Genomic DNA, 24,977 nt, shown 5'->3' on the forward strand with positions numbered 1-24,977 from the left:
TTAATTCAAGTAACAAATCTGATGAGCCATTAAACATCATGCAACATACTTTATATATCGGAATGCAAGAGAACTTAACGTAGGAATCTTCCTATATAAAATTGTAGTTAAGATTTTTTATTACTATATTTTAAACTGCTTGCTGTAAAATGACGTTAATTTCATAAGCAAAAATTACATTTAAAAAAGTCAATCTGGCATTTTTATGAAAATTAATACACATATTAATAATGAGTGTTCTCTATTAATTTTGGCTAAATATACGGTGGTCTATACCCAAGTTACTTCAAGATGCAGGTAGGCAGCAACCGAGTAACAAATGGGTCGGGGATCCATTTGAACAGCATTTATGCTGCCCGCAGGGTGAGTCTCAGGGACGAGGCTCATTAATCCCCAGGAGCTTATTTCTTTTTAAGATTAACAACACTAAGTAACAGGGGTGAGCAAGGGCAGCTAACCCCCTGCATCTTGAAGGGCGGCGGGTATAACATGCTTAGCGGGAAAGAGGCCAAAGCGGCGGGAAGCGCGGAGCCAGTATCAACCCCGTGGTTATTGTTCATATAGCCATCGTTCATATAGCCATCGTTCATATAGCCATCGTTCATGTGACCATCGAAGAATGGCTGATTCAGTGATTTTCTGCACATAAAATAACCAATTATTGCCAAATTTGTTGATGATAAGTTAATTATACGTTAACGATGTGTGATTGAGATCGGGTGTGGACGATGCGATTGACCCAGATTTCATTTTTTAATGCCCTTATTGGCCTGACCTTTAGTCCTTCTAGTCGTCATCCGTTAGCTATGTCACTAATACGGAGGTCCAATATGTCGAACTTTAACCACTACCCAGACTCCACGCTTAATTCTGCTATTAAGAAAGCGTGGTACCGGCTGATGCCACTGATGTTTATTATGTATTTCGTTGCCTTTATTGACCGGATAAATGTTGGTTTTGCTAAAGATGCGATGTCTGCCGATATCGGGTTGTCACAATCGGCTTTTGCCTTAGGGGCGGGAATTTTCTTTGCTGCTTATGCTCTCTTCGGTATCCCTGCAAATTTAATGATGAATAAGTTAGGTGCCAAGGTATGGCTAAGCTCAACAACGGTGGTCTGGGGGCTGCTGTCCGCCGGTACCGGTTTGGTTAGCAACGAGTACCAATTTGTTATCCTACGCTTTCTACTGGGTGTTGCGGAGGCGGGCTTCTATCCTGGCATACTTTTACTGGCGTCGATTTATTTCCCTAACAAGATCCGGGCATCGGTCATTGGTATCTTCGTCCTTGGCGTACCCGCGGCGCTCACCTTGGGTTCACCCATTTCTGGCGCATTATTGGATATGCAAGGTTTTCTGGGGCAACCGGGGTGGTTTTGGATGTTTCTGCTGGAGGGGGTGCCCGCCGTGGGGTTAGGTATTTTTGCTTTTTTCTACCTTGATGATAGCCCCGCCACAGCCCGTTATCTTAATCCAGAAGAAAAACAGGCCCTTATCACCCAACTCAGTATTGAACAAAGTGATACCGAAAGCAGCAGTGTAAAAGCGGTATTACTCAGCCCTAAAGTTTGGCATCTGGCTTTGATTTACGGGACGATCCAAGTTGGTGTGTATGGTTTGATATTTTTCTTACCCTCGCAGGTCGCCACCTTGCTTGGCTCTACATTGGGATTCAAAGAATCACTGGTGGCAGCGATACCTTGGGCATTTTCCGCGTTAGGCGTGTATTACATTCCACGCTATGCCGATAGAAAAACACATCGCCGTAACCCGATTGCGACGCTGAACCTGGTTGTCGCGGCGATAGGGCTGATCATTTCAGCTTACGCCAGCCCCGTATTGGCCATTGCAGCCCTGTGCCTTTGCGCCATTGGCTTTTTAGCCGTACAGCCTATTTTTTGGACATTCCCTGCACAGATTCTTTCAGGGAAAGCATTAGCGGCGGGCATCGGATTTTGTACGACTATGGGGGCATTTTTCAGTTTTCTGGCGCCGATAATCAGAGTTGAAGCCGAAAGCCTGTTCAACAGCCCACCCGCCGGTCTGATAACACTTTCACTGTTCTCGCTGCTGTCTGCCACGTTAATCTTTTCGTTAAAGTTTTGGCCTTCAAAGGCAACGGCTGAGGTTATCTAACCCGCGAATTATAAGAATCGCCGATCATGATCCGCTTTTAACGTCCTGACGGCATCATAGCGGCCAAATAAACGGTAGCGGTTAAGGGCAATGCCATCATAGCATCCATCACGTAACGGACGCGGGAAGATACGCAACACACTGAGTATTCGCCATGGCCACGGTAAGTTTGCTATTACGCGGAAGATAGCCTCGGAACGCAGATAAACCTGTTGATTTTCAATCAGTACGAGGGTGTTAATTTTCTCAGTTGGCAACCCCGCCCATTCCAACAATGCGCGGCCTTTTTTCGATTGTACGGCGGACAGACGCACGGTGTGGTGGCGGTCATGGCGAATAAGAAAATTAACCCAGCCAGTACACAACGCGCAGACACCATCATAAATGATGACGCGTTCACCTGGCTTGATATAGGGCAGCGGAGCGGACACCACATACCTCCTGAGAGCGTTTAACTATGTTCGAAAAGTTAGCTACGTTCGAAAAGTTTAACGACGTTCGAAAATTGTGGTCACTGTTTTTTATTACGGTCACCGTGTTTTATTACGTTTATTACGTTTATTACGTTTATTACGGTCACAGTCTTCAAATGCGTTTTTATGGTTTTTTTGGCAGTAAGGGTATCACGCGTTTCGAACGCAGTGGATCAGTTATTTGTCTGTATTTTATGTTTTTTTGATCGGGTCTGGTCATCAAAATACATCCTAAGTTAAGCGATTCAGCGTGCATTTATAGGGTATAAATATTGCTGATTTGTTCTTTGTATGTAAATAATTGGTTAAATATTGAGCGAATTTAACGGCTGCGCTGATAAATATGTTAGCAAAAAGATCTGTCTTCAAACGTTTTACCCTTCGTGACCTGACCATTAGACCTTGAAGCCGGGGAATAACGATGAATCTGAAAGGGAAGAAAGCCCTGATCACTGCTGCCGGGCAGGGGATCGGCTTCAAAACAGCCACGTTGTTTGCCCGCAAAGGTGCAGAAGTGATTGCTAGTGATATCAATATCGCTGCGTTGTCCAACATTCCGGGTATAACGGCAATGTCATTGGATGTGACTGACGCGTTGGCTATCAACGATGTGGCGCAGGAAATCGGCTCGATAGACGTGCTGTTTAACTGTGCTGGCGTGGTACACAGCGGCGATATTCTCACCTGTAGCGATCAGGAGTGGCAGTTCGCGCTAGATCTCAACGTCACCGCCATGTTCCATATGATCCGTGCCTTTCTACCTGGGATGATCGCGTGCCATCAGGGTTCTATCATCAATATGTCTTCGGTCGCTTCAAGTATTAAAGGGGTATCGAATCGTTTTGCCTATAGCACTTCTAAAGCCGCGGTAATTGGTCTGACGCGTTCTGTTGCTGCGGATTATGTCACGCAGGGCATCCGCTGTAATGCCATTTGCCCCGGAACAGTTGAATCTCCTTCTCTGCGTCAGCGGATTGCAGTGCAGGCACACGCCGAAGGCCGCAGCGAAGCTGATGTCTTTCAGGCATTCGCTGCACGTCAACCGATTGGCCGTATCGGCAAAGCAGAAGAGATAGCGCAATTGGCATTGTATCTGGCCTCGGACGCCAGCGCTTATACCACCGGCACGGTACATATTATCGACGGAGGCTGGAGCAATTAATATTTAGCGACCGTCATGGGTATTCAGTCAGTTCTGAGGAGAACGACATGAAACTATTACGTTATGGTCCAGTCGGCGAGGAGCGCCCGGCGTTACTTGATGAGTGGGGAGAAATTCGTGATCTCTCGGCACATATTGACGATATCAGTGGCAAGTTTTTACTGCCTGCGACGCTGTACAAACTGCGTCAGTTGGATACCGCCAGCCTGCCATTAATTCGGGGTGAGCAACGCCTCGGTGCTTGCGTGGGTCATGTCGGTAAATTTATCTGTATTGGTCTGAACTATGCCGATCATGCTGCTGAAACGGGGGCGGAAATCCCACAAGAGCCGGTGATCTTCAATAAGTGGACCAGCGCCATTATTGGTCCGAATGACGATATAGAAATCCCGCGAAACTCAGTGAAAACCGACTGGGAAGTTGAACTAGGGGTGGTGATCGGCACCGGCGGGCGATATATCTGTGAGGCCAACGCCATGTCTCACGTTGCTGGTTATTGCGTGGTCAACGATATTTCCGAGCGTGAGTTCCAGTTTGAGCATGGCGGCACTTGGGATAAAGGGAAGGGGTGCGATACTTTCGGCCCGATTGGACCGTGGCTGGTAACCTGCGATGAAATACCCGATCCACATCAGCTAGGGTTGTGGTTAGACGTTGACGGCAGGCGCTATCAAAATGGCAGTACCCGCACCATGATTTTCAAAATCCCGCAAATAATCAGTTATCTAAGCCGCTTTATGAGTTTGCAATCCGGGGATGTGATTTCTACCGGGACCCCACCTGGCGTGGGCCTTGGGCAAAAACCGCCCGTCTATTTACATGCAGGGCAGATAATGCGTTTGGGTATCGAAGGTCTGGGAGAACAGCGCCAGAAAACGATACAAGCTTAGCACTCAAGCAAACGGAGAGGTTAACCATGACAATAATCACTGCATTACGCACTGAGGATGTACGCTTTCCCACCTCATTGGAATTAGATGGCTCGGATGCAATGAATCCCGATCCTGACTATTCAGCAGCCTATGTGATTTTAGACACCGATAATCCGGCCCTCAGTGGCCACGGTCTGACGTTCACCATCGGACGTGGTAATGAAATTTGCTGCGTGGCCATCCATGCATTGGAACATCTGATCGTTGGCCGTGATTTAGCATCAATTACTGCCAATATGGGCAAGTTTTGGCGTGAATTTACCAGCGACAGCCAGTTACGTTGGATCGGCCCGGAGAAAGGGGCGATTCATCTGGCAACTGGCGCGGTAATCAATGCGGTATGGGATTTATGGAGCAAGGCAGAGGGCAAACCGCTGTGGCGTTTAGTGGCCGATATGTCCCCTGAAGCGTTGGTACGCTGTATTGATTTTCGCTACATCACCGACTGTATTACCCCGGAAGAGGCATTGGCGCTGTTGCAGCAGCGGGCGCATAACAAAGCCCTACGGCTGGAAAAACTGCAAGACGAAGGCTACCCTTGTTATACCACGTCAGCAGGCTGGCTGGGATATCCCGATGACAAGTTACGGCGCTTATGCCAGGACGCGGTGGATGCCGGTTTTGACTATTTGAAACTCAAAGTCGGGCGTGATCTCGAAGACGATATTCGCCGGGTGCGCATTACCCGTGAGGTACTTGGTCCTGATCGTAAACTGATGATTGACGCCAATCAGATCTGGGAAACTAACGAGGCTATTTCGTGGGTGAATCAGCTCGCGTTTGCTGAACCGTGGTTTATTGAGGAACCCACGAATCCGGATGATATCGAAGGCCATCGTCGTATTCGTCAAGGTGTTGCTCCGGTTAAAGTGGCAACCGGCGAAATGTGTCAAAACCGCATTATGTTCAAGCAGTTCATCATGCGCGAAGCTATCGACGTGGTGCAGATAGATGCCTGCCGGTTAGGCGGCGTCAACGAAGTGTTGGCGGTAATGCTGATGGCGGCAAAATACGATCTGCCAGTGTGCCCACATGCCGGTGGCGTCGGGTTATGTGAGTATGTACAACACTTGGCGATGATTGACTATCTGTGTATTGCCGGGACGGATAAAGGGCGGGTGATAGAGTATGTCGATCACTTACATGAGCATTTTGTTCACCCGTGTGTGATTAAAAACGCGGCCTATATGCCACCGGAGCAACCGGGTTTCTCCATCGAAATGCATCAATCGTCGATAGAGAAGTACCGTTTTCGCGTTTAACGCCAGTGGTAGCGCAAATCAATACAACAAGTGGGGCCTACAAGCAGAACGGAGGATGAACGCAATCGCATCATGATAAGTATGATTGTTATGATTAGCGAGATTGATAATCAAGTCAGACCAGTCAGTGACTGGGGTGAACGAAAGCAGCCAACACACCTGCAGCTTGAAGTATGACGGGTATATCTTTATCAACCATAACACCATCATGGACAGCGAAGATGATCATTTCTGCCTCAACGGATTATCGTGCCGCAGCGCAGCGTAAATTGCCGCCGTTTCTTTTCCACTACATCGACGGTGGTGCGTACAACGAACACACTCTACGGCGCAATACTGCCGATTTGGCTGATATCGCCCTGCGCCAGCGTGTGCTGAAGAACATGTCGGAACTGAGTCTGGAAACACAGCTTTTCGGCGAGACGCAGGCAATGCCTGTTGTCCTTGGGCCAGTCGGTCTGAGCGGCATGTATGCACGGCGTGGTGAAGTGCAGGCTGCGCGGGCGGCGGATAAAAAAGGTATCCCTTTCACCCTCTCAACCCTTTCGGTTTGCCCTATCGAAGAGGTGGCTCCTGCCATTGCACGGCCAATGTGGTTTCAGCTTTATGTCCTGAAAGATCGGGGTTTTATGCGTAATGCACTGACGCGTGCACAGGCCGCTGGCGTGAAGACGTTGGTGTTTACCGTAGATATGCCGGTACCTGGCGCACGTTACCGCGATGCACACTCTGGTATGAGTGGGCCGAATGCTGCCGCTCGCCGCTTGCTTCAGGCGATAGCCCACCCACAGTGGGCTTGGGATGTGGGCTTAAACGGCAAGCCCCATGACTTGGGGAATATATCGGCCTATCTCGGTAAACCAACCACGTTGGAGGATTATATGGGTTGGATAGCGACAAATTTCGACCCATCGATTTCGTGGAAAGATTTGGAGTGGGTACGTGAGTTCTGGCAAGGGCCGATGATCATTAAAGGTATTCTTGATCCGGAAGATGCCAAAGACGCAGTGAAATTTGGTGCTGATGGCATTGTGGTGTCAAACCACGGCGGGCGTCAGCTTGACGGTGTGCTCTCCACGGCTCGTGCCTTGCCAGCCATTGCAGATGCTGTCAAAGGGGATATCACTATTCTGGCTGATTCCGGCATCCGCACTGGGTTGGACGTCGTACGAATGATAGCGCTCGGCGCGGATAGCGTGCTGTTAGGCCGTGCCTTTGTCTATGCTCTGGCCACCGCCGGAGAAGCCGGTGTTATCAATCTGCTGACGCTGATCGAGCAAGAGATGCGTGTGGCGATGACGTTGACCGGAGCGAAGCGAATTGCCGATATCAACCGAGATTCTTTGGCAGTAAGTGAACGGGGGCATAAGGAATGAACAGGGAGTAAAGGAATGAACGGGGGTAAAAGAATAATAGATAAAAAGCGTTTCGGAGCCTGTGTCGGTTGATGGCCGTCCGATGATTTGACTGAACACCGGCCTAATTTACTGTTGATATGAGAAGGGTTAAGGGGGGGGGCTCCCCTTAACCGCTTGAGGTCAGCGCAGGTAAAGTAACCGCAATCTCATGTTAAATAAGCACCCACTTTCCCCCGCCAATGCCAAGAATAATTACTGACGCTTATCCTGCAACCCACGCCCTGACGACAGATTATTGTTATCCACTTGTGGCAACCCCGTCGCTGCAGATGACGTCAACAACCCCGTCTCAACATAGTTGAATAACTTCTCGCGGGTATCGGTGATGTCCAGATTACGCATCGTCAATTGGCCGATACGATCATCTGGTGAGAACACGGAATCACCTTTCTCCATCGTCAAACGTTCTGGTTTGTAAGTCAGATTGTCAGACACGGTATTCAGGATGGAGTAATCATTGCCACGGCGCAGCTCCAGCGTCACTTCACCGGTTATCTCGCTGGCAACCCAACGCTGAATGGAGTCACGCAGCATCAGCGCTTGTGGATCAAACCAACGGCCTTGATATAGCAGACGACCCAGTACCCGCCCATTAGCATGATATTGCTCAATGGTATCTTCATTGTGAATACCTGTTAGCAAGCGCTCGTAGGCGATATGCAACAGCGCCATCCCCGGGGCTTCATAGATGCCACGGCTTTTGGCTTCGATGATACGGTTTTCAATCTGATCACTCATACCCAGACCGTGACGGCCACCGATGCGGTTAGCCTCCATCATCAGCTCAACGCTATCGTCAAAGACAACACCATTTAGCGCGACCGGGTAACCACGTTCAAAACGGACAGTGACTTCTTCGGCCTTCACCACCACATTTTCGTCCCAGAATTTCACGCCCATAATCGGGTTAACGATTTTAACGCTGGAGTTGAGGAACTCCAGATCCTTGGCCTCGTGGGTGGCACCCAGCATATTGGAGTCGGTTGAGTAGGCTTTTTCGGTTGACATTTTGTAGTCGAAACCGGATTGGATCATAAATTCTGACATCTCGTGGCGGCCGCCCAATTCATCGATGAAATCAGTATCCAGCCACGGTTTGTAAATTTTCAGCTCAGCGTTGGTCAGCAGACCGTAACGATAGAAGCGCTCGATATCGTTACCTTTATAAGTGCTGCCGTCACCCCAGATATTCACATCATCTTCTTTCATGGCGGCTACCAGCATGGTGCCGGTTACCGCACGGCCTAATGGCGTGGTGTTGAAATAAGTGACACCCGCAGTGGTGTTATGGAATGCACCACATTGAATAGCGGCGATACCTTCTGCCACCAACTGCTTACGGCAATCGATCAGACGGGCTTTTTCCGCGCCGTACTCCATCGCTTTACGCGGGATGGCCTCGTAATCTTCTTCATCAGGCTGACCCAGATTAGCGGTATAAGCGTAAGGAATAGCGCCTTTTTTTTGCATCCACAGTAGTGCCGCACTGGTGTCCAGGCCACCGGAAAAAGCAATACCAACACGCTGATTAATAGGAAGGTGTTTAAGAATAGTTGTCATCAATTAAATCCTGTATGAATTAGGTCAGTCTGGAGAATGTGTCAATGCCTACAGTGATATCGCAAAACCCGCCGTCGAGTCAAAGAAATTTTGCATATTTATGGATTTTTATTGCATAAGTATTGCAATTTAATTTCATGAAACCATGTTCCATTTAAAATAATCCTGTATTCTATTGTGGGGCCTGCGTGGGTTTTTTGAAACGCGCAGCGGGTTAAAATATCTAGCGGGAAATCAACATTGTAAATCGGCGCATTGGGATATTTCACCATAGTGGTGGAAAGCGCGGATGGATGCAAATGAACAGGGTTTCAGAGGCCGTTAAGTTGAAAATCTTCCGCGAAAGCGTGTGGTATAAGAAGCGAAAATCATCTCGGGTACTCTTTTGGCGTGAGATCACACCGCTGGCCTTTCCGTTGTTTATTGAAGGTTTGTGCGTACTGCTGATGGGGGTATTTAGTACTCTACTGGTGAGTTGGTTGGGTAAAGAAGCGATGGCAGCGGTGGGGCTAGCCGACAGTTTCAATATGCTGATTGCGGCTTTTTTTGCCTCCGTGGCATTAGGGACCTCGGTCGTTGTGGCCTTCAGTCTGGGCCAACGCAAACGCCAGCAGGCGCAAACTGCCGCCCGGCAATCCATGACACTGCTGGTATTAATCTCCCTGCTATTAGTTGTCTTGGTTCATTTTTCAGGCCAAACCATTATTGATTTAATGGCTAACCAGGCAGACCCCTCGGTTAAAGCGATGGCCCTGACCTATCTACATTTCACCGTCTGGAATTACCCCGCGATGGCGATAACCTTGGTGGGGTGCGGTGCGCTACGTGGTGCGGGCAATACGCGCTTGCCGATGTTTATTAACATTGGCATGAATATTCTTAACATTGTCATTAGCAGCATATTGATTTATGGCCTCTTCAATTGGTCGGGGCTGGGTTTTATCGGTGCTGGTATTGGCATCACATTGGCCCGCTATGCAGGTGCACTGGTGGTGGTCGTGCTGCTGATTTATGGTGCCAATAATACGTTGCGGATCCCCTTCAAAAACTATTTTATGCCCTTTACCTCAGCCATTATGTTTGAGGTGTTGAGCATTGGTATTCCGGCGAGTGTTGAGTCAGTCATGTTCAATATTGGCAAGTTAATCACTCAGCGGTTTGTTGCCGGCATGGGGACCGACGTGATCGCGGGTAACTTTATTGCTTTTTCGATTGTGGCGATAATCAATCTGCCCGGTAATGCGCTGGGGTACACCTCAACCATTATTATTGGTACCCGGCTGGGCAAGGGGCAAATTTTGCAACCTATTCGGCAGATAAAACATATCTTTTGGCTATCGACGCTTGGGGTCTGCTTTATCGCATTGCTGTCCATTCCCAGTGCGGGCTTTCTGGCCTCGCTGTATACCGATGATCCGGCAGTTATCACGGTGGTGAAGCATTTGATCTGGATGAATGCGTTATTTATGCCGATTTGGGCGGCGTCTTGGGTCTTACCTGCCGGCTTGAAAGGCGCTAAGGATGCCAGTTACACCATGTGGGTTGCCCTGGCCGGGATGTGGGGCTGTCGCATTATTGCTGGCTACATTCTGGGGGTAACGCTAGGGTTTGGCGTGACGGGGGTATGGATGGGGATGTTCCTGGATTGGATGGTCCGGGGGGTGTTGTTTTATCGCCGCATGTCCACGGGCCGTTGGTTATGGCGCTACCGGCCCAGCGTCTGAGAATATGAGCCGGTGTCCCTCATCGAATTACTTCACACTCTGCGGTGCCACGTGTCGGGCAAACAGCATAATGACGCCAGAGACAAAACAGGGGATGGCACCGAATAACAGGGCCGCGGTCTGCCAGTTGCCCCCACTGCTGAGAATGCTGGTCGCCCCCATGCTGGCAATAATGGCACCGATAGGCCCCATGGCGATGATAAATGCGCCAGCAGTGGCACGGATGGCGCTGGGAAAGCTCTCACTAAAGAAGAATAGGGCGGCAGAATATGGCCCTATCAGGAAAAACAGACCTGTGCTGTACAGGATAACGATGAGGGAAAAATCGGCTGGCCCATAGAGCATGGTGGCTAAAGATAAACCGCCGAGCATCCAGCCTATAGCAATGGTATTCCGGCGACCGAAACGATCCCCTAACCAACCATGCGCCAGATAACCGCAGTAGCCCACAAGGTTGGAAAGCACCAGGACCCAGAGTGAACTCTCAAAGGAAACATCGTGTACCTTGGTGATAACCGTGGTGCCGAGCACCCCGAAAATCTGAATAGCAAACCAGTTGATCATTAAGGCTCCACCGAGCACCAATGTGGTGCGCAGTGATGTGCCACGAAAAATGGCTGACAGGCCGGTATGTTGGTGATCGGCATACTCAAAATGATAATCTTTTGCTACCTGACGGGCTTTTTCTGGCAGGCCAGCTTCCGTTAATCGACGAATGTGCTGGTGGATTTGAAATTGTGGGGTTTCTTTTAGTTTTAGGGCCAGCAGGGCAATAATAAACGAAGGGACTGCGGCAAAAATAAAACTCCCTTGCCAGCCGATAATCGGCATCAGCAGGGCTGACAGCCCTGAGGCGACCAGTGCGCCAACTGGCCACCCCCCTTGTACCAGACTATAAATAAAGCCTTTGTGCCGATTTAATGTTGGGTCGTTGATGGCGGCATACATTTCGGTGAGATACGTTGCATTCACCGTTTGCTCGGCGAAGCCTAGCCCCGCTATTGAACGAATACCGACCAATACGCCTTTGCCCCATGATCCCCCGATTGCGGTCAACAGAGAGGATATCGCCGCACCGGTTACGGTAAACACAATGCCCAAACGCCGCCCTAACCTGTCAACGATGGGGCCAACAGTCAACGCCACAACCGCACCTCCAGCGGCGACCCAAGTCGCTAACTTAGCCTGTTCTATTTCATCCCAACCAAAATGATCACCAATTTCCGGTAGCAGGGTACCGAACAGAATAAAGTCATAAACGGCGAATACCCATGCGAAGAATGCGAGCCATGTGGCGAATTTGACATCTTTGATTGTTAATTGCTGCGGCTGCCAGCCATCAGCAGATATTTTTTTATAGATGTTCATGGTTGTTATCACTCGTTCAATAGGACGACGCCTCAGGATCAAATTTTGCGCGGCATACGGCGCAGGTAGTCGTCGGCGATCTCATCAAAGGTCACGAAACGTACGCCCTGATGGCTCTGGATATGTTTGATCAACCGTTCCAGCATCAATAACACTTGCGGGCGACCAGATACGTCAGGGTGGATGGTCATGGTAAATACGGCATAATCATGTTCGCGGTATACCCAGTCGAACTGATCGCGCCACATCTCTTCCAGATGGCGGGGATTAACAAAACCATGGCTATTGGGTGCTTTCTTGATGAACATCATGGGGGGCAAGTCATCCAGGTACCAGTTAGCCGGGATCTCCACCAGTGCGGTTTCTGCCCCTCGTTGCAATGGCTTCATCCAGTGGTCTGGGGACTTGCTGTAATCGATGCGGGTCCAATGGTCGCCGACGCGCACATAGTAGGGGTGAAAATCGTGGTGCATCAGGCTGTGGTCATATTTAATGCCTTTTTTCAGCAACAGCTCGTTGGTGACGTTGCTAAATTCCCACCAAGGTGCGACATAGCCCGTGGGCGGTTTTCCGGCCAATTGGGTGAGGAGGGTGATGCAGTGATCCAGCACGGTCTCTTCCTGTGCTGGTGTCATGGCGATGGGATTCTCATGGCTGTAACCATGGATACCCACTTCGTGTCCAGCCGCGGCTACCGCTTTCATTTGTTCAGGGAACGTTTCGATTGAGTGACCGGGAATAAACCAGGTGGCCCGTAGGTTATGGTCAGCAAAGAGTTTGAGCAACCGTGGCGTACCCACTTCACCGGAGAACATACCGCGTGAAATATCATCGGGTGAGTCCTCACCGCCATAAGATCCTAACCAACCAGCCACCGCGTCAACATCAACGCCAAATGCACAGAATATTTCTTTAGCCATAGTTCTTCTCCTGAGTTTGCGATTTATCGCAGGCAAGTTGCCACCTTGCGCGCTGTTGTAAAAACGCGGGAGCAGATCAGCAGGTCAATATTGGCTGCTATCAAATGGGCGTGGACACGTCTATCTATTTGCGACGCTTGCAGTGAGTTTACTTGGGAAGCGATCCCGATAAACAGGTGTTGCAAGGCCGCATGTATCGTAGATATTTTCAGACTGATCACCCAGAGACCTCCGCTGTTTATCGTTCATCTACCCGTCATACTTCAAGCCGCATAGGCGTTGGCTGCCTTCCTGCCACTTGAATTATTTTGGGTAGAGTTCTCCCATAAAATGTATTTTCTAAAAAATGGACATTTCACCGTAACAAGAGAAAGACCCGATTGTTAACTAAATTGATCAAAATTTGATCAATAATGTGACTAAATCGATAAAAATATGTTAAAATTTGATGGTGCAACCCCGATTGTTCGATTTTAAAGGGTAAGAATTGGCAGGGGGGGCGCTCGTAAAAAGCGGTGAAACTATCGTGGTATGTGAAAAAAATGATATTGACTTGTGTGATGCGAATATCCGCTTAACGGTTACATTTGACGAAAAATATAGTGATAATAACTTCTTTGGTAATCCAGGGCCGTTGTCGTCAAGTGGTAAAGCCTAAATTCAGAGGGAGACTACACTGCAACCTAGTACAGCCTCAAAAATTACAGGTATAATCCCACAAATTATTAAACTGGTTTAAAAACGAAAATGACAAAACTCACCTTACAAGAACAAATGCTAAAAGCTGGATTAGTGACCAGCAAAAAAATGGCCAAAGTCCAAAGAACGGCTAAAAAATCACGAGTTCAGACTCGTGAAGCAAGAGAGGCTGTGGAAGAAAATAAAAAAGCGCAACTTGAGCGTGATAAACAGCTAAGCGAACAACAAAAACAAGCGGCTTTATCTAAAGAGTATAAAGCTCAGGTTAAACAGCTCATTGAAATGAACAAAATCGATATTTCAAAAGGCAATATTGGTTTTAACTTCACAGATAATAATTTAATTAAAAAAATAGTTGTGGATAAGCTTACTCAAGCTCAGCTGATTAGTGGCCGTCTCGCCATTGCCCGTTTGGTTGTTGATAACAGTGGTGAGAGTGAATACGCAATTATCCCCGCGAGCGTAGCCGATAAAATTGCGCAGCGAGATGCGAGCAGTATTGTATTAAATAGCGCGCTTAGTCAGGAAGAGCAAGATGGCGAAGATCCGTATGCCGATTTTAAAGTGCCTGATGATTTGATGTGGTAATTAACGTTTTGTAGAGGCTTATGTTGGCAAATACTAATCTTTACAAATACTCATAGATGAAAAGTCCCTCAGGGCTTTTCATTAAGATTTTATGTTCAGCCAGTTAATGGAAAAACGCAGGGTTGTTCTGGAGAGTCGCCAACATCTTTGCTGCCAGCCGACTGGATTACGTCTTTTGGCTTCCCCGCTTTTTATCGTATCTACGCGAGTCCCTTTTGTTGTGCTGGGTGTAAACGGGGATGATAGTCAACTTCTTGCATTTATCTGTCTAGCAGAAACGACTGAAATGCAAAAACCCTGCTTAGTTACCTAGGCAGGGTTCTTTAATTTGGCTCCTCTGACTGGACTCGAACCAGTGACATACGGATTAACAGTCCGCCGTTCTACCGACTGAACTACAGAGGAATCGTGTGAACGGGGCGAATAATAGCGGGGACAGAGGGACATGTCAAAGAAGAAAAGACAAATTTGGATTGTTTGCTTACAAGTTGGGCAACTTGTTGAGATTTTTAGCTTTTAGGCTAAAACTTCGTCAAAATTGTGGGCAACAAAAAAGCAATAGCTGGCGCCGCCAGTAAAGCGTGTAGTGACGCCAAAAGTGCTGTGTCAGCCAGGCCAGTAGTAAACTCAACGTAGGGGAGAGTAAAACTACCGTATTGACTTGCAATTGTTCGTTATGTAGCCAGTCCAATACCCCGAGTTCGGTTAGCAAAAGTACCGGCCAATAACGGCGCGCTACCAGAATCATCAGTACCAGTCGTAGTCTCTGGGGCAACAGTAAAATGGCGTGCCTATCACGGAGCAATGGTTGTTATCAAAAATACAATGGACTTAACATCTGTGGGATAAAAATAGCTTAAAAAGTAGTCAGGGATAGATGTTGTGGGAAGAAATAAATGTTGCGGAATGTGTAGTGCGGATTGAAACCGTTATTCAGATAATAATGAGCCGGGCCAGTTAGCTGCCCGGTTCATTAATAAATGGCCTTTAACCGTTATATATTCCAAACATTCGCGGTAACCACAGAGAGATTTCCGGAATATAGGTCACCAGCATCAGCACAAAGAGTAACGCACCGTAGAAGGGCAACATTGCTTTTACCACTTGTTCTATCTTTTGTTTACTCACCGCACTGGCAACGAATAAGACCGATCCCACTGGTGGCGTAATCAGGCCAATCCCCAGATTAATCAACATAATCATGCCGAAATGGACCGGGTCAATGCCTAACGAGTTGGTTACAGGCATTAATACCGGTGTGAGGATCAAAATCAGTGGAGCCATATCCATCAGCGTACCAATCAGCAGCAGCATAATGTTGATACACATCAGAATGACGTATTTATTATCAGAAATAGAGGTAAAGAAATCAGTGATACGTTCCGGTAACTGCATATAGGTCATGATGGCACCGAAACTGGCGGCAAATCCTATCAAAATCATGACGATAGTGACGGTTTTGACCGTGCGGTACATCAGTTTGGGCAGTTCGGACCACTTATAATCACGGTAGACAAACATGGTGACGAAAAATGACCATAAACAGGCGATAGCCGCGGATTCAGTGGCGGTAAACACGCCTGACAGGATACCGCCCATGATGATAACAACCGTCATCAGCCCCCACAGCGTATCGACAAAGATTTTGAGTGCCTGACGGAATGGCACCCGCTCCCCTTTGGGATAACCACGCTTATAGGCGAAGCCAACACACATGAGCATTAAGGTCAGGCTGAGTAGCAGGCCCGGAACGATACCCGCAATGAATAGGGCAGAGATGGAGACCGTCCCACCAGTTGCCAGTGAATAGATCACCGAGTTATGGCTAGGTGGCGTCAATATTGCCTGCACTGAACCACTGGCAGTCACGGCGGCGGCAAAATCGCGGGGATAGCCTTTTTTATCCATCTCAGGGATCATCACTGAGCCGATAGAGGCGGTGTCGGCCACCGAAGAGCCGGAAATGGCACCAAAAAATGTTGAGGCGACAATATTCACCAATGACAGGCCACCGCGGATAAAGCCCACGAAGATATAGGCGAAGTTAACCAGCCGTCGTGCAATACCGCCCTCCGCCATAATGGCACCCGCCAGAATAAAGAAGGGAATAGCCAGTAGAGAAAATTTATTGACCCCACTGGTTATTTGGATCATCACGGCTTCCAGTGGCAAATCAATCCAAAACGCTCCTGCAATGGCACTGAGGCCCACGGCATAGGCAACGGGGACACCAATAGCCAATAGAATTGCCAGGGTAAAAACTAAAATAAATGCGTCCATAAGGCAGAGTTCCCCAAAATTATGAATTGCCGATCATGACTACCGGGCGCTGGGTTTGCGGGCCAAAAAATAGGCGCTCGATAATAAACATCAGGGTAATAGCAGAACCAATGGGTAAAGGAAGATAGGTTTGCCCAGCGGTCAATAATGGGAACTCCGCTACGGGTTGCGACCATAACTCGCTGCACAGAATATAGCTGTAAACCAAAATAAACAGGCTTATCATCACCATCAGCAAATTAACCAGCAACGCACAGATCTTTTTACCGGCTTCGGGAATTCTATCGATCACCATGCTCACGGCAATATGAGAACCAGAGCGATAACTGGCCGCTGCGCCAATAAAGGTGAATGTCACCATACATAAAATAGCTACCGGTTCTGGCCAAGATAAGCCATCATTTTGAATATAACGGGCAAATATACCGATAGGGATGGCGGCAACCATAATAATTAAAGCAATACCGGCTACCCAGATTGACAGGCGGTATAAAACATCCATCGCAGAGAGATAATAGCGAGCCATAGTGGAAACCTCAGTATTCCCTTTGTCTTTGGCGTTGCAACGGCGTTAGCAACCCTGCTGCAACGGCAATGACGTTGGGTAATATCAGCGGTATTAAAAATAATTCAATACCGCCGGATGGATGTTATTGGACATCGCCAATTTGTTTAATTAAATCCTCATGACCTTTGCCGAACTCATCGCGTACGGGCTGAGTGGCTTTGTAATAATAATCACGATCAATCTCATGATATTGCACACCGCCGGCCTTCATTTTCTCATGAGCTTGTTGCTCATAGGCTGTCCATAATACGCGCTGCTCAGCTTGCGCTTCTTTTGCTAATTTAAGAATGGTTTGCTGATCTTCGGCAGATAATTTGTCCCACTTGGCTTTAGAGTACAGGAACACTTCAGGAATAATAAAATGGCCGCTCAGGGTATAGTTTTTGACAACGGGCAGGTAATTATGGGCCACAAACGTTGGTTGATTATTTTCAGTGCCGTCAATAACCCCGGTTTGCATGCCACTGAACACTTCACTGACGCCCATACTCAGCGCATTGGCTCCCATTGATTTTAGCGTTGCCAACGCAATCGGGCTGCCTTGAACACGGATTTTCATCCCGCTGAGATCTTCCGGTTTAATCACCGGCTGTTTAGTAATCAGGTGACGGGTGCCGCCATCCATCCAACCTAAGAACACCAATTTTGAGTTTTTGTTATCAGTGATTTTGCCGCCTATTTCCTGACCAATTTTACCATCAAGGACTTTATGTAAATGATCTTCGTCACGGAAGATATAGGGGAGGGTAAAGACATTAATCTCCGGTAAAATAGAGGCAACGGGTGTCATAGAAACACGAATAATATCGATTGCGCCCATTTGCGCCTGTTCTATCATTTGCTTCTCATCACCTAACACTCCACCAGGAAATGTTTTCATCTCCAGACGGCCATCAGTCGCGATTTTCAGTTTTTCGCCCATATCTTTCATCGCCACGACATTGGGATAATCTTTAGGATGAACATCAGCCGCTTTAATTTGCTGGGCAGCCGCGGATTGGCTAAATAGCACTTGGCTAAATAACAACGCTGAGGCGGTTAAACATAATGTAGGGAAAGACTTTGGCAATCTCATTCAGTGATCTCCAGAGGTAGAATGCCCTTCATATTTGAAGTTGTAGCGGTGTTATCGACTCTCTTATGAACCACTTACCTAAGTGAGCTCATTGGGATCCGTTCGTTTTTCACCTTGCTACAGTCACCTTGCTACAACGGCAATGACTTTGGGCATAACGTATATAAGTAAAAGAGGTTGTTTTTAATAATCAAAGGGCAATATCAGTATATATAATAGGGATATATCCTTATCCCGATAGCGAACAAGCTAGTCGTTTATATTGGGTTTTAAATTGATGATGGTCACAGAAAAAGAAATGACAGAAACTGCGTTTCAATAATTGTGAAGTGTCATTTCATCACAAGGTCAGAAAAACAGATAATCCCCCATCCCACCGGCGAAAGTTGCGGAATTTTCCTGTGTCCAGATCCTTGAGATTGTTATAGTCGGGGTTAGCAACTACGATAACAGTCTATGAATTAAGATAATTAGGGTAACGCGTGACGTCGGTATTCATCCGTAATTTTACTTTTGCCGCACTGCCAGCCAACGGCCTCAATGGCCAACCACCGTTTCATGGGCTTTTGGCTAAGTGTGATTTTGAGGTGAATGAATATCGGGACGAGTTGTTCACAGCCTATGGTATTCCCTTTCCTGGGAACCTGAATAAGGCGGTGAATAAACGCCGTGCCGAATATCTTGCTGGGCGTTTTGTGGCTCGGCAGGTGTTGAACTTACTGGATATCCGCGATTATCCGTTAGCGAATGGCCTGGATCGTGCACCGCGGTGGCCACCCAACCTGATTGGCAGTATTAGCCACAATAACCAGCGTGCGTTATGTGCCGCTCAAATGATAGCTCCCAGGGACGTCGAGTCTCCTACTTTGCATGGCATAGGCTTGGATATTGAAAGCCATATAGCTGCAGATAAAGCACAGGAGATTTGGTCGGGTATTATCAGCGATGAGGAGTTTTCGCTGTTACAACAAGGCCCATTGCCCTTTAATCAAGCACTGACATTGGTTTTCTCGGCTAAAGAAAGTTTATTTAAAGCGGTATATCCCCAATCTGGCCGCTATTTCGATTTTATCGAAGCACGCCTGTTGAGTTACTCATTAGCGTCAGGAAATTTTGAATTACAGTTATTACGACATTTAAATGATGACTTTCCCGCTGGCCGTTATTTTAGTGGTTGTTTTAGCCTCAGTGAGACGGATATTCAGACCTTTATTGCTTATTAAAACCATGAGAACAAGGGGCTTAACATGAAATAATAATTAACTATGAATGTGTTGGGAGAATCGTTAAAGGACATCACTCGCTATGTAGTTAATAACAATAATTCATTTAATAACAACAATCTATTTAATAAAAACAATCTATTTAATAAAAACAATCTAGCTAATATATTATTAATTGTCATGGTGTTATTTCGTGGTTTTTGCATACTGTCAGGCATGTCCAGAACCTCGATCTGATGGTGTGTGGATGGGTTAAGACCAGGCATCAATACGTTGGTGTGAATCGGCTTGGATACCCGCTATTTTGGTCGGGTCAGGAAAGGAAGGGCGCTGTTGAGCTGCTTAGGCTAGACGTAGATAAACGAGGATAGTAACTCAGTCATAGAAAAGCAAAAATCCCGCTTAGTTTCCTAAACGGGATTTTCTAAATTTGGCTCCTCTGACTGGACTCGAACCAGTGACATACGGATTAACAGTCCGCCGTTCTACCGACTGAACTACAGAGGAATCGTGTGAACGGGGCGCATGATATCCAGCATGCCCGATACTGTCAATGCTAAATTAGTACATTACGTTTAACTGCTCAGCATCTGAACAAATAGAAGGTAAATAATAACAAAATAGCGCCAGCCCAAGGTTTTTATTATTCACGCATATTTTTAGGGGCGGAGAATAAGCTAACTGTGCGAGTGAGTATTCTCGGGGGGCGGATTGTCTGCCAATGCGTTTTCCCAGCGTTTTAGTCGGGCCAATGGATCTTGACGATAGAACCGGCAAAAATGTTGATAGACTGCCGGAAAACGGCCCTCCAGCAGCTCCGGGGCACTGAAAAAATATTCTGATAATACGGCAAAACATTCTGCTGGATTGCTGGCTGCATAGGCATCCATACTGGCACCTTCCACACCAACCATATCAATCTCATCCTGGATATTATCCATGGCGTGGTGTAGATCATGCTCCCATACCGCCACATCACGCATCGCAATTGGGGGTACGCCATTTGAATTACCCCCATTACGCATATCCAACTTATGGGCAGCCTCATGGATCACCAGATTAAAGCCTGATAAATCGAATGAATCTTTAATATCTTGCCAGTTCAGGACGATAGGCCCTTGTTCCCAGCTTTGGCCAGATTGCACGCTTTGGCCAGAATGAACCAACCCGAGGTCATCTTGCCAGCTCTCCTCAACGACAAAGGGAGAAGGGTAAATAAGGACTTCATGGAAGCCATCTAACCATTTGGCACCCAGTTCCATAACCGGCAGTGCGAATAGCAAAGCAAGGCGTGCCTGCATCAATGGGGTTAATACCAAGCCTTGTAGCGGGACAAAGCGCTTTTGTTGTAACAAATGACTGGCCACCGAAACCAGCCGTTGCTGCTCTGATTCGTTTAGTGGAGCCAGCAAAGGAATATTTAGTGCCTCATGCCATTGCGCAAGCATCTCCGCTTGCGGTTTATTTGCTTTCCACAGCCATTTAATCATCAGGTTGCTCGCAAAGTAATCATGCTAACGTCTAAAGCAGGGGGAGTATTGTAGTCAACATGCCGTAAAAGTAGACATGATGGCAACTGTTATTATGGAGAGATACTGGAATCATTGAACGAGGTGGCTTGGAAAACCGTTGAGAGGGAATTCCTCCAAGGAGCCACATTCATCTCTACTTAATTATTCAATCAGTTACGGAATAAAATGTCTGTGACCGACCCCGCACTTAAATTACGTATAGGAAGTTTTTAGTTTTTAAGTGGCTGAATGATTTGGTTTTATGATTATAACATGTATTAAAAAAGGGAACGGGACTGTTCAATACCATCTTGCTATTTTCTGAGAAATAAAAGGTTAGCGAGGTTAATGACTAACCTATTTTATAGCGCGGTGTTTGAATGGGGAACTGCGCCTGGATCGAAATATAAGGGCGGTTTAGTGCTTTATGCCATTTGTATCTTAAATCTTACGGCTCAACAGCACGTTTCCGTTAATCTGAATTTGTCAGCACTCTGTAGCTATGGCATTTACCATGGCTTATGGTGTGTTTTACACATGCTACATCACAGTGACTTCAGTGCTTCGACCGACTCGATGGCCATTGAAGGGACAAATTCTGTCACGCTGTAATCTGCGACAGCATTAAACGGATCTTCTGCCAATATTTTATCCAATGCTTCACGCGCAATACTTTTCACTAAAATAATGCCGCCAGTGCGTGGTACTTTCCGGCCAGAGGCGATAAAGACGCCTTGCGCATAATATTTTTTCAACCAGTCTTTGTGGCTCTCGGTGAGTGCTTCGACGACGTCGATAGGTTGATGGTAGGTCAAGCTGACAATAAACATGCACAACTCCTTCACGGTTGAGGGATATTCAAGATAACGCCTTAGTACGTGGCTGGCGTCCCTAACATAATAAATTATTAGTCGTTCTTTCAAGTCTCGGTGATGACATGCCTATGTAGTCGATAGCTAACTAACTGAGATATTACCAGGTATGGGTAGGGGGAGCAGGGAAGGCCGCTGCTCCAGAGGTTGTTTTTTAATCTGCTTAGAGGGTTTAATTTACCTGGAAGGTCTAACTTACCTAGAGGATCCAACTTATTTAGTTGTTGTGCTCTTGAGCCTCGCGCAGACGTTCTTGTTCTTCGGCAATGACGGCTTTAATTTCATCTAATACAGCATCGACATCCGCTGCCTGAGTACTTTCTACAAAGTCCCCAGTGAGAGGTGTATCTGGATGAAGTTTACCGTCTTCATAGAGCGCCCACATCTCCTTGGCATACTTGCGATTAAGTAATTCGGGGGCATATTGACCATAATAGTGGGTCATATTGGCAACATCCCGCTCAAGCATGGCTTTAGCATGGTTATTGGCGGCCGCATTAACCGCCTGCGGCAGATCGATAATAACCGGGCCATCTTTATCCATTAACACATTAAATTCTGAAAGATCGCCGTGTACCAGACCTGCGCATAACATCCGTACCACGTATTGGATCATGACTTCATGGTCAGCCAGGGCCTGCTCTTTAGATAACGGCACGTCACTGAGTCTGGGGGCCGCCAGGCCATCTTCATCAGTGACCAACTCCATCAGTAAAACGCCATCAAGACAGGTGTAAGGCTGTGGAACACGCACTCCGGCATTAGCTAACAGGAACAGCGCATCTACCTCGGCAGTTTGCCAGGTTTCCTCTTGCTGTTTGCGGCCAAATTTAGAGCCTTTAGCCATTGCCCGGGCATCACGGCTGTTACGGACCTTACGCCCTTCTTGATATTGAACCGCTTGTTTGAAACTGCGGTTCTCTGCTTCTTTATAAACTTTAGCGCAGCGTATGTCTGACCCGCAACGGACAACATACACATCAGCTTCTTTGCCACTTTTCAAACGACGGATGACTTCGTCAACCAAGCCGTCATCAACCAGCGGTTGGATTCGTTTTGGAATTTTCATGGCGTCCTTGTACCCTATTTAAGCCCGCGATGGAATGGCTTCGGCTGAATTTTTCTTCAGTTTACCACCCGGAGTCGTTAACGGGTGGGTTTTTACTGAGTATCAGGCCGCACTGAACTGAGCATGGTGTAATATTGCGTAGGCACCTTGACGTGCCAGTAATTCGTGGTGATCCCCTTGTTCAACAATCCCTCCTTTATCGACCACAATAATACGATCAGCATTTTGAATTGTGGCTAAGCGGTGTGCAATGACTAGTGTGGTTCTGCCTTGAGATAATTCTGTTAGCGCCAGTTGAATAGCTTGCTCGGTAGCGGTGTCCAGCGCTGATGTTGCCTCATCCAAAATCAGAATGGGCGGATTCTTCAGGAAAATACGCGCAATGGAAAGACGCTGTTTTTGTCCGCCAGATAATTTTACCCCGCGTTCACCGACGAGGGTATCTAGCCCCTCGGGCAGAGAACTGATTAACTCATCCAAACGTGCCCGTTGTGCGGCAACCATGATTTCGTCATCACTGGCATTCAGCTTACCGTAGGCAATGTTCTCTCGGATGGATCCGCCGAATAAAAAGACATCCTGCTGAACAATACCAATATTGTTGCGTAAAGACTGCTGTGTCATCTCTCGGATATCAATACCATCAATAGTAATAGCACCTGCATTTAGCTCATAGAATCGAGGGAGCAATGAGCATAACGTGGTTTTACCTGCCCCGGATGGCCCGACGAACGCGATGGTTTCACCCGCATGAATTTGCAGATTTAAATCAGTGAAAATGGGCGCTTGGGACGAATAACCAAAGCAGACATGTTGGTAGCTGATATCCCCACGGAGGTGACCAACTGGACGTGCATTTGGTTGATCGACAATATCAGGTAAAGTATCAATCAACTGGGTGAATCGCTTAAAGCCAGCAATTCCTTTAGGGTAACTTTCCAGTACTGACGTTATTTTCTCTACAGGGCGGAAGAATACTTCGACTAATAGCAGAAAACCAACAAAACCGCCGTAGCTCAGTTGATCGTGGATCACATACCAGGTGCCAACTACCATCACGATTAATTGCACCAAACGGGTGCTGAGATAGCTCATGGTCATGCTGGTGGTCATTATCCGATAGGCACGCAGCTTGGTCGTCCGGTAATTTTCGTTATCTTTGGCAAAGAGTTTCTCTTCGTGGGATTCATTCGCAAAGGCTTTCACCACGCGAATACCACCAATGCTCTCTTCGATACGGGTATTAAAATTACCCACCTGACCAAACAGTTTGCGCCAGGTATCCGTCATTTTTGAACCATAACGGGTAACCAGATAGGTCATAAACGGCACAATGATGATAGTGACCATCGCCAGTGGTAAATGAACGGTGGCCATCAAGATAAAGGCACCAATAAAGGTCATGACGGCAATGAAGAGGTCTTCTGGCCCGTGGTGGGCAACCTCGCCGACTTCTTCAAGATCTTTGGTAACATGGGTGATGATATGACCTGTTTTTATATTGTCATAATAGCTAAATGACAGTTTTTGTAAGTGATTGAATGCTTGACGGCGCATGTCTGTTTCGATACCGACACCGAGCGCATGTCCCCAATAATTGACAATGGCCATCAGTACCGTATTCAGCAGATAAATCAGTAGTAGCCCAGCCGCAGCCCATACAATCATCACCCAGTCCTGATTGGGAAGCAGCTTATCGATAAACAGCTTTACCGCCATTGGGAAGCTGAGTTCTAAGAGCCCGGCTAGAATTGCACAACCAAAATCCAGGAAGAAAAGCCCTTTATACGGGGCGTAATAAGAGAAAAAACGGCGGAGCATTAGACATCCTTATTACAGAAGAAAAGATCGGCACACATGTCCGATAAATCAGTTTGAAGCATTATAAATACAAATGGTTCTTAATAGCATTTATTTTACCCGCGCTAATAAATGAAGAAAATCTTATCCACAGGAATAGGTGTTGAATTTGGCGAAATATCGACCGATGTTCATTGTTTGAGCTTTGGTGTTGGGTGCTTTCTGCCCAAAAGAATCCTCTGGTTCTCGGATTAGAATAAGCGGCTGTTACTTAAAATAAGCAATATCGATAAAATACTTAACTTATATTAATGTATTTATCTGGCTTTCTTAACTTT

General features: G+C 47.2%; 20 protein-coding genes, 2 tRNA genes and 1 pseudogene. 8 read left to right on the forward strand and 15 right to left on the reverse strand.

Annotated features, from left to right (window positions below; translation table 11 throughout):
* Positions 1-401 precede the first annotated feature (401 nt).
* On the reverse strand, positions 402-647 hold the full coding sequence (locus AC971_RS23795) for a hypothetical protein (RefSeq protein WP_025383489.1): 246 nt from the start codon (positions 645-647) through the stop codon (positions 402-404).
* A 183-nt stretch (positions 648-830) separates the two neighbouring features.
* Between AC971_RS23795 and AC971_RS02150 the strand changes: the two genes are divergently transcribed.
* Positions 831-2,135, forward strand: a complete 1,305-nt coding sequence (locus AC971_RS02150; protein WP_025383490.1) for an MFS transporter — start codon at positions 831-833, stop codon at positions 2,133-2,135.
* An 8-nt stretch (positions 2,136-2,143) separates the two neighbouring features.
* Here AC971_RS02150 and AC971_RS02155 read toward each other — a convergent pair whose 3' ends face one another.
* The gene (locus AC971_RS02155) at positions 2,144-2,566 is read right to left on the reverse strand and encodes a thiol-disulfide oxidoreductase DCC family protein (RefSeq protein WP_025383491.1); all 423 of its coding nucleotides are present in this window, start codon (positions 2,564-2,566) and stop codon (positions 2,144-2,146) included.
* Between the two features lie 463 nt (positions 2,567-3,029).
* On the opposite strand from AC971_RS02155, the gene AC971_RS02160 reads away from it, so the two are divergent.
* From AC971_RS02160 to lldD, 4 genes are all read left to right on the forward strand, one after another.
* Positions 3,030-3,770: an SDR family oxidoreductase gene (locus AC971_RS02160; protein ID WP_025383493.1), complete on the forward strand. Its 741-nt coding sequence runs from the start codon at positions 3,030-3,032 to the stop codon at positions 3,768-3,770.
* A gap of 47 nt (positions 3,771-3,817) precedes the next feature.
* Positions 3,818-4,660 carry a fumarylacetoacetate hydrolase family protein gene (locus AC971_RS02165; RefSeq protein ID WP_025383494.1) on the forward strand — a complete coding sequence of 281 codons (843 nt, stop codon included), beginning with the start codon at positions 3,818-3,820 and terminating at the stop codon, positions 4,658-4,660.
* Positions 4,661-4,686: 26 nt separating this feature from the next.
* Positions 4,687-5,964, forward strand: coding sequence for an L-fuconate dehydratase (locus tag AC971_RS02170; protein WP_025383495.1), 1,278 nt, complete (start codon positions 4,687-4,689; stop codon positions 5,962-5,964).
* Between the two features lie 221 nt (positions 5,965-6,185).
* The gene (gene lldD / locus AC971_RS02175; RefSeq protein WP_025383496.1) at positions 6,186-7,340 is read left to right on the forward strand and encodes an FMN-dependent L-lactate dehydrogenase LldD; all 1,155 of its coding nucleotides are present in this window, start codon (positions 6,186-6,188) and stop codon (positions 7,338-7,340) included.
* 234 nt (positions 7,341-7,574) lie between these two features.
* Here lldD and argG read toward each other — a convergent pair whose 3' ends face one another.
* Positions 7,575-8,942, reverse strand: coding sequence for an argininosuccinate synthase (argG, locus tag AC971_RS02180; protein ID WP_002211920.1), 1,368 nt, complete (start codon positions 8,940-8,942; stop codon positions 7,575-7,577).
* A gap of 293 nt (positions 8,943-9,235) precedes the next feature.
* On the opposite strand from argG, the gene AC971_RS02185 reads away from it, so the two are divergent.
* Positions 9,236-10,666 carry an EmmdR/YeeO family multidrug/toxin efflux MATE transporter gene (locus AC971_RS02185; protein WP_025383497.1) on the forward strand — a complete coding sequence of 477 codons (1,431 nt, stop codon included), beginning with the start codon at positions 9,236-9,238 and terminating at the stop codon, positions 10,664-10,666.
* A gap of 27 nt (positions 10,667-10,693) precedes the next feature.
* On the opposite strand, the gene AC971_RS02190 is transcribed toward AC971_RS02185, so the two are convergent.
* Complete coding sequence (locus tag AC971_RS02190) at positions 10,694-12,034, reverse strand: MFS transporter (RefSeq protein ID WP_025383498.1); 1,341 nt, start codon at positions 12,032-12,034, stop codon at positions 10,694-10,696.
* A 38-nt stretch (positions 12,035-12,072) separates the two neighbouring features.
* Positions 12,073-12,954: a polysaccharide deacetylase family protein gene (locus AC971_RS02195; RefSeq protein ID WP_025383499.1), complete on the reverse strand. Its 882-nt coding sequence runs from the start codon at positions 12,952-12,954 to the stop codon at positions 12,073-12,075.
* Positions 12,955-13,701: 747 nt separating this feature from the next.
* Here AC971_RS02195 and AC971_RS02200 point away from each other — a divergent pair.
* Positions 13,702-14,241 carry a DUF2058 domain-containing protein gene (locus AC971_RS02200; protein WP_025383500.1) on the forward strand — a complete coding sequence of 180 codons (540 nt, stop codon included), beginning with the start codon at positions 13,702-13,704 and terminating at the stop codon, positions 14,239-14,241.
* Between the two features lie 329 nt (positions 14,242-14,570).
* Here the strand turns inward: AC971_RS02200 and AC971_RS02205 are convergent.
* The 5 genes and pseudogenes from AC971_RS02205 to AC971_RS02225 form a co-directional block, all read right to left on the reverse strand.
* Positions 14,571-14,646, reverse strand: a tRNA-Asn gene (locus tag AC971_RS02205).
* A 148-nt stretch (positions 14,647-14,794) separates the two neighbouring features.
* Positions 14,795-15,031 (reverse strand): annotated as a pseudogene (locus tag AC971_RS02210) (MASE1 domain-containing protein); the annotation flags it as partial.
* A gap of 197 nt (positions 15,032-15,228) precedes the next feature.
* A complete protein-coding gene (locus tag AC971_RS02215; RefSeq protein WP_025383502.1) occupies positions 15,229-16,521 on the reverse strand; it encodes a TRAP transporter large permease in 1,293 nt (430 codons plus the stop codon).
* Positions 16,522-16,540: 19 nt separating this feature from the next.
* Positions 16,541-17,047, reverse strand: coding sequence for a TRAP transporter small permease (locus AC971_RS02220; RefSeq protein WP_025383503.1), 507 nt, complete (start codon positions 17,045-17,047; stop codon positions 16,541-16,543).
* 124 nt (positions 17,048-17,171) lie between these two features.
* The gene (locus tag AC971_RS02225) at positions 17,172-18,164 is read right to left on the reverse strand and encodes a TRAP transporter substrate-binding protein (RefSeq protein WP_025383504.1); all 993 of its coding nucleotides are present in this window, start codon (positions 18,162-18,164) and stop codon (positions 17,172-17,174) included.
* A gap of 482 nt (positions 18,165-18,646) precedes the next feature.
* On the opposite strand from AC971_RS02225, the gene AC971_RS02230 reads away from it, so the two are divergent.
* Positions 18,647-19,387, forward strand: a complete 741-nt coding sequence (locus tag AC971_RS02230; RefSeq protein ID WP_025383505.1) for a 4'-phosphopantetheinyl transferase family protein — start codon at positions 18,647-18,649, stop codon at positions 19,385-19,387.
* Between the two features lie 431 nt (positions 19,388-19,818).
* Here AC971_RS02230 and AC971_RS02235 read toward each other — a convergent pair.
* From AC971_RS02235 to AC971_RS02255, 5 genes are all read right to left on the reverse strand, one after another.
* Positions 19,819-19,894: transfer RNA gene (locus AC971_RS02235), tRNA-Asn, on the reverse strand.
* A 170-nt stretch (positions 19,895-20,064) separates the two neighbouring features.
* Positions 20,065-20,877 carry a DgsA anti-repressor MtfA gene (gene mtfA, locus AC971_RS02240; protein WP_025383506.1) on the reverse strand — a complete coding sequence of 271 codons (813 nt, stop codon included), beginning with the start codon at positions 20,875-20,877 and terminating at the stop codon, positions 20,065-20,067.
* 566 nt (positions 20,878-21,443) lie between these two features.
* On the reverse strand, positions 21,444-21,728 hold the full coding sequence (locus AC971_RS02245) for a YciI family protein (RefSeq protein ID WP_025383507.1): 285 nt from the start codon (positions 21,726-21,728) through the stop codon (positions 21,444-21,446).
* Between the two features lie 259 nt (positions 21,729-21,987).
* Complete coding sequence (locus AC971_RS02250) at positions 21,988-22,839, reverse strand: PA4780 family RIO1-like protein kinase (protein ID WP_025383508.1); 852 nt, start codon at positions 22,837-22,839, stop codon at positions 21,988-21,990.
* 102 nt (positions 22,840-22,941) lie between these two features.
* Positions 22,942-24,660, reverse strand: a complete 1,719-nt coding sequence (locus tag AC971_RS02255; RefSeq protein WP_025383509.1) for an ABC transporter ATP-binding protein — start codon at positions 24,658-24,660, stop codon at positions 22,942-22,944.
* Between the last annotated feature and the right edge of the window lie 317 nt (positions 24,661-24,977).

It is taken from the genome of Yersinia similis (assembly GCF_001053095.1).
Lineage (GTDB): Bacteria > Pseudomonadota > Gammaproteobacteria > Enterobacterales > Enterobacteriaceae > Yersinia > Yersinia similis.

Excerpts from the sequence above, each read along its gene's own strand:
- AC971_RS23795 (WP_025383489.1), bottom strand. The coding sequence starts at position 647 with ATGTGCAGAAAATCACTGAATCAGCCATTCTTCGATGGTCACATGAAC.
- AC971_RS02150 (WP_025383490.1), top strand. The coding sequence starts at position 831 with ATGTCGAACTTTAACCACTACCCAGACTCCACGCTTAATTCTGCTATT.
- AC971_RS02160 (WP_025383493.1), top strand. The coding sequence starts at position 3,030 with ATGAATCTGAAAGGGAAGAAAGCCCTGATCACTGCTGCCGGGCAGGGG.
- AC971_RS02165 (WP_025383494.1), top strand. The coding sequence starts at position 3,818 with ATGAAACTATTACGTTATGGTCCAGTCGGCGAGGAGCGCCCGGCGTTA.
- AC971_RS02170 (WP_025383495.1), top strand. The coding sequence starts at position 4,687 with ATGACAATAATCACTGCATTACGCACTGAGGATGTACGCTTTCCCACC.
- lldD (WP_025383496.1), top strand. The coding sequence starts at position 6,186 with ATGATCATTTCTGCCTCAACGGATTATCGTGCCGCAGCGCAGCGTAAA.
- argG (WP_002211920.1), bottom strand. The coding sequence starts at position 8,942 with ATGACAACTATTCTTAAACACCTTCCTATTAATCAGCGTGTTGGTATT.
- AC971_RS02185 (WP_025383497.1), top strand. The coding sequence starts at position 9,236 with ATGCAAATGAACAGGGTTTCAGAGGCCGTTAAGTTGAAAATCTTCCGC.
- AC971_RS02190 (WP_025383498.1), bottom strand. The coding sequence starts at position 12,034 with ATGAACATCTATAAAAAAATATCTGCTGATGGCTGGCAGCCGCAGCAA.
- AC971_RS02195 (WP_025383499.1), bottom strand. The coding sequence starts at position 12,954 with ATGGCTAAAGAAATATTCTGTGCATTTGGCGTTGATGTTGACGCGGTG.
- AC971_RS02200 (WP_025383500.1), top strand. The coding sequence starts at position 13,702 with ATGACAAAACTCACCTTACAAGAACAAATGCTAAAAGCTGGATTAGTG.
- AC971_RS02215 (WP_025383502.1), bottom strand. The coding sequence starts at position 16,521 with ATGGACGCATTTATTTTAGTTTTTACCCTGGCAATTCTATTGGCTATT.
- AC971_RS02220 (WP_025383503.1), bottom strand. The coding sequence starts at position 17,047 with ATGGCTCGCTATTATCTCTCTGCGATGGATGTTTTATACCGCCTGTCA.
- AC971_RS02225 (WP_025383504.1), bottom strand. The coding sequence starts at position 18,164 with ATGAGATTGCCAAAGTCTTTCCCTACATTATGTTTAACCGCCTCAGCG.
- mtfA (WP_025383506.1), bottom strand. The coding sequence starts at position 20,877 with ATGATTAAATGGCTGTGGAAAGCAAATAAACCGCAAGCGGAGATGCTT.
- AC971_RS02245 (WP_025383507.1), bottom strand. The coding sequence starts at position 21,728 with ATGTTTATTGTCAGCTTGACCTACCATCAACCTATCGACGTCGTCGAA.
- AC971_RS02250 (WP_025383508.1), bottom strand. The coding sequence starts at position 22,839 with ATGAAAATTCCAAAACGAATCCAACCGCTGGTTGATGACGGCTTGGTT.
- AC971_RS02255 (WP_025383509.1), bottom strand. The coding sequence starts at position 24,660 with ATGCTCCGCCGTTTTTTCTCTTATTACGCCCCGTATAAAGGGCTTTTC.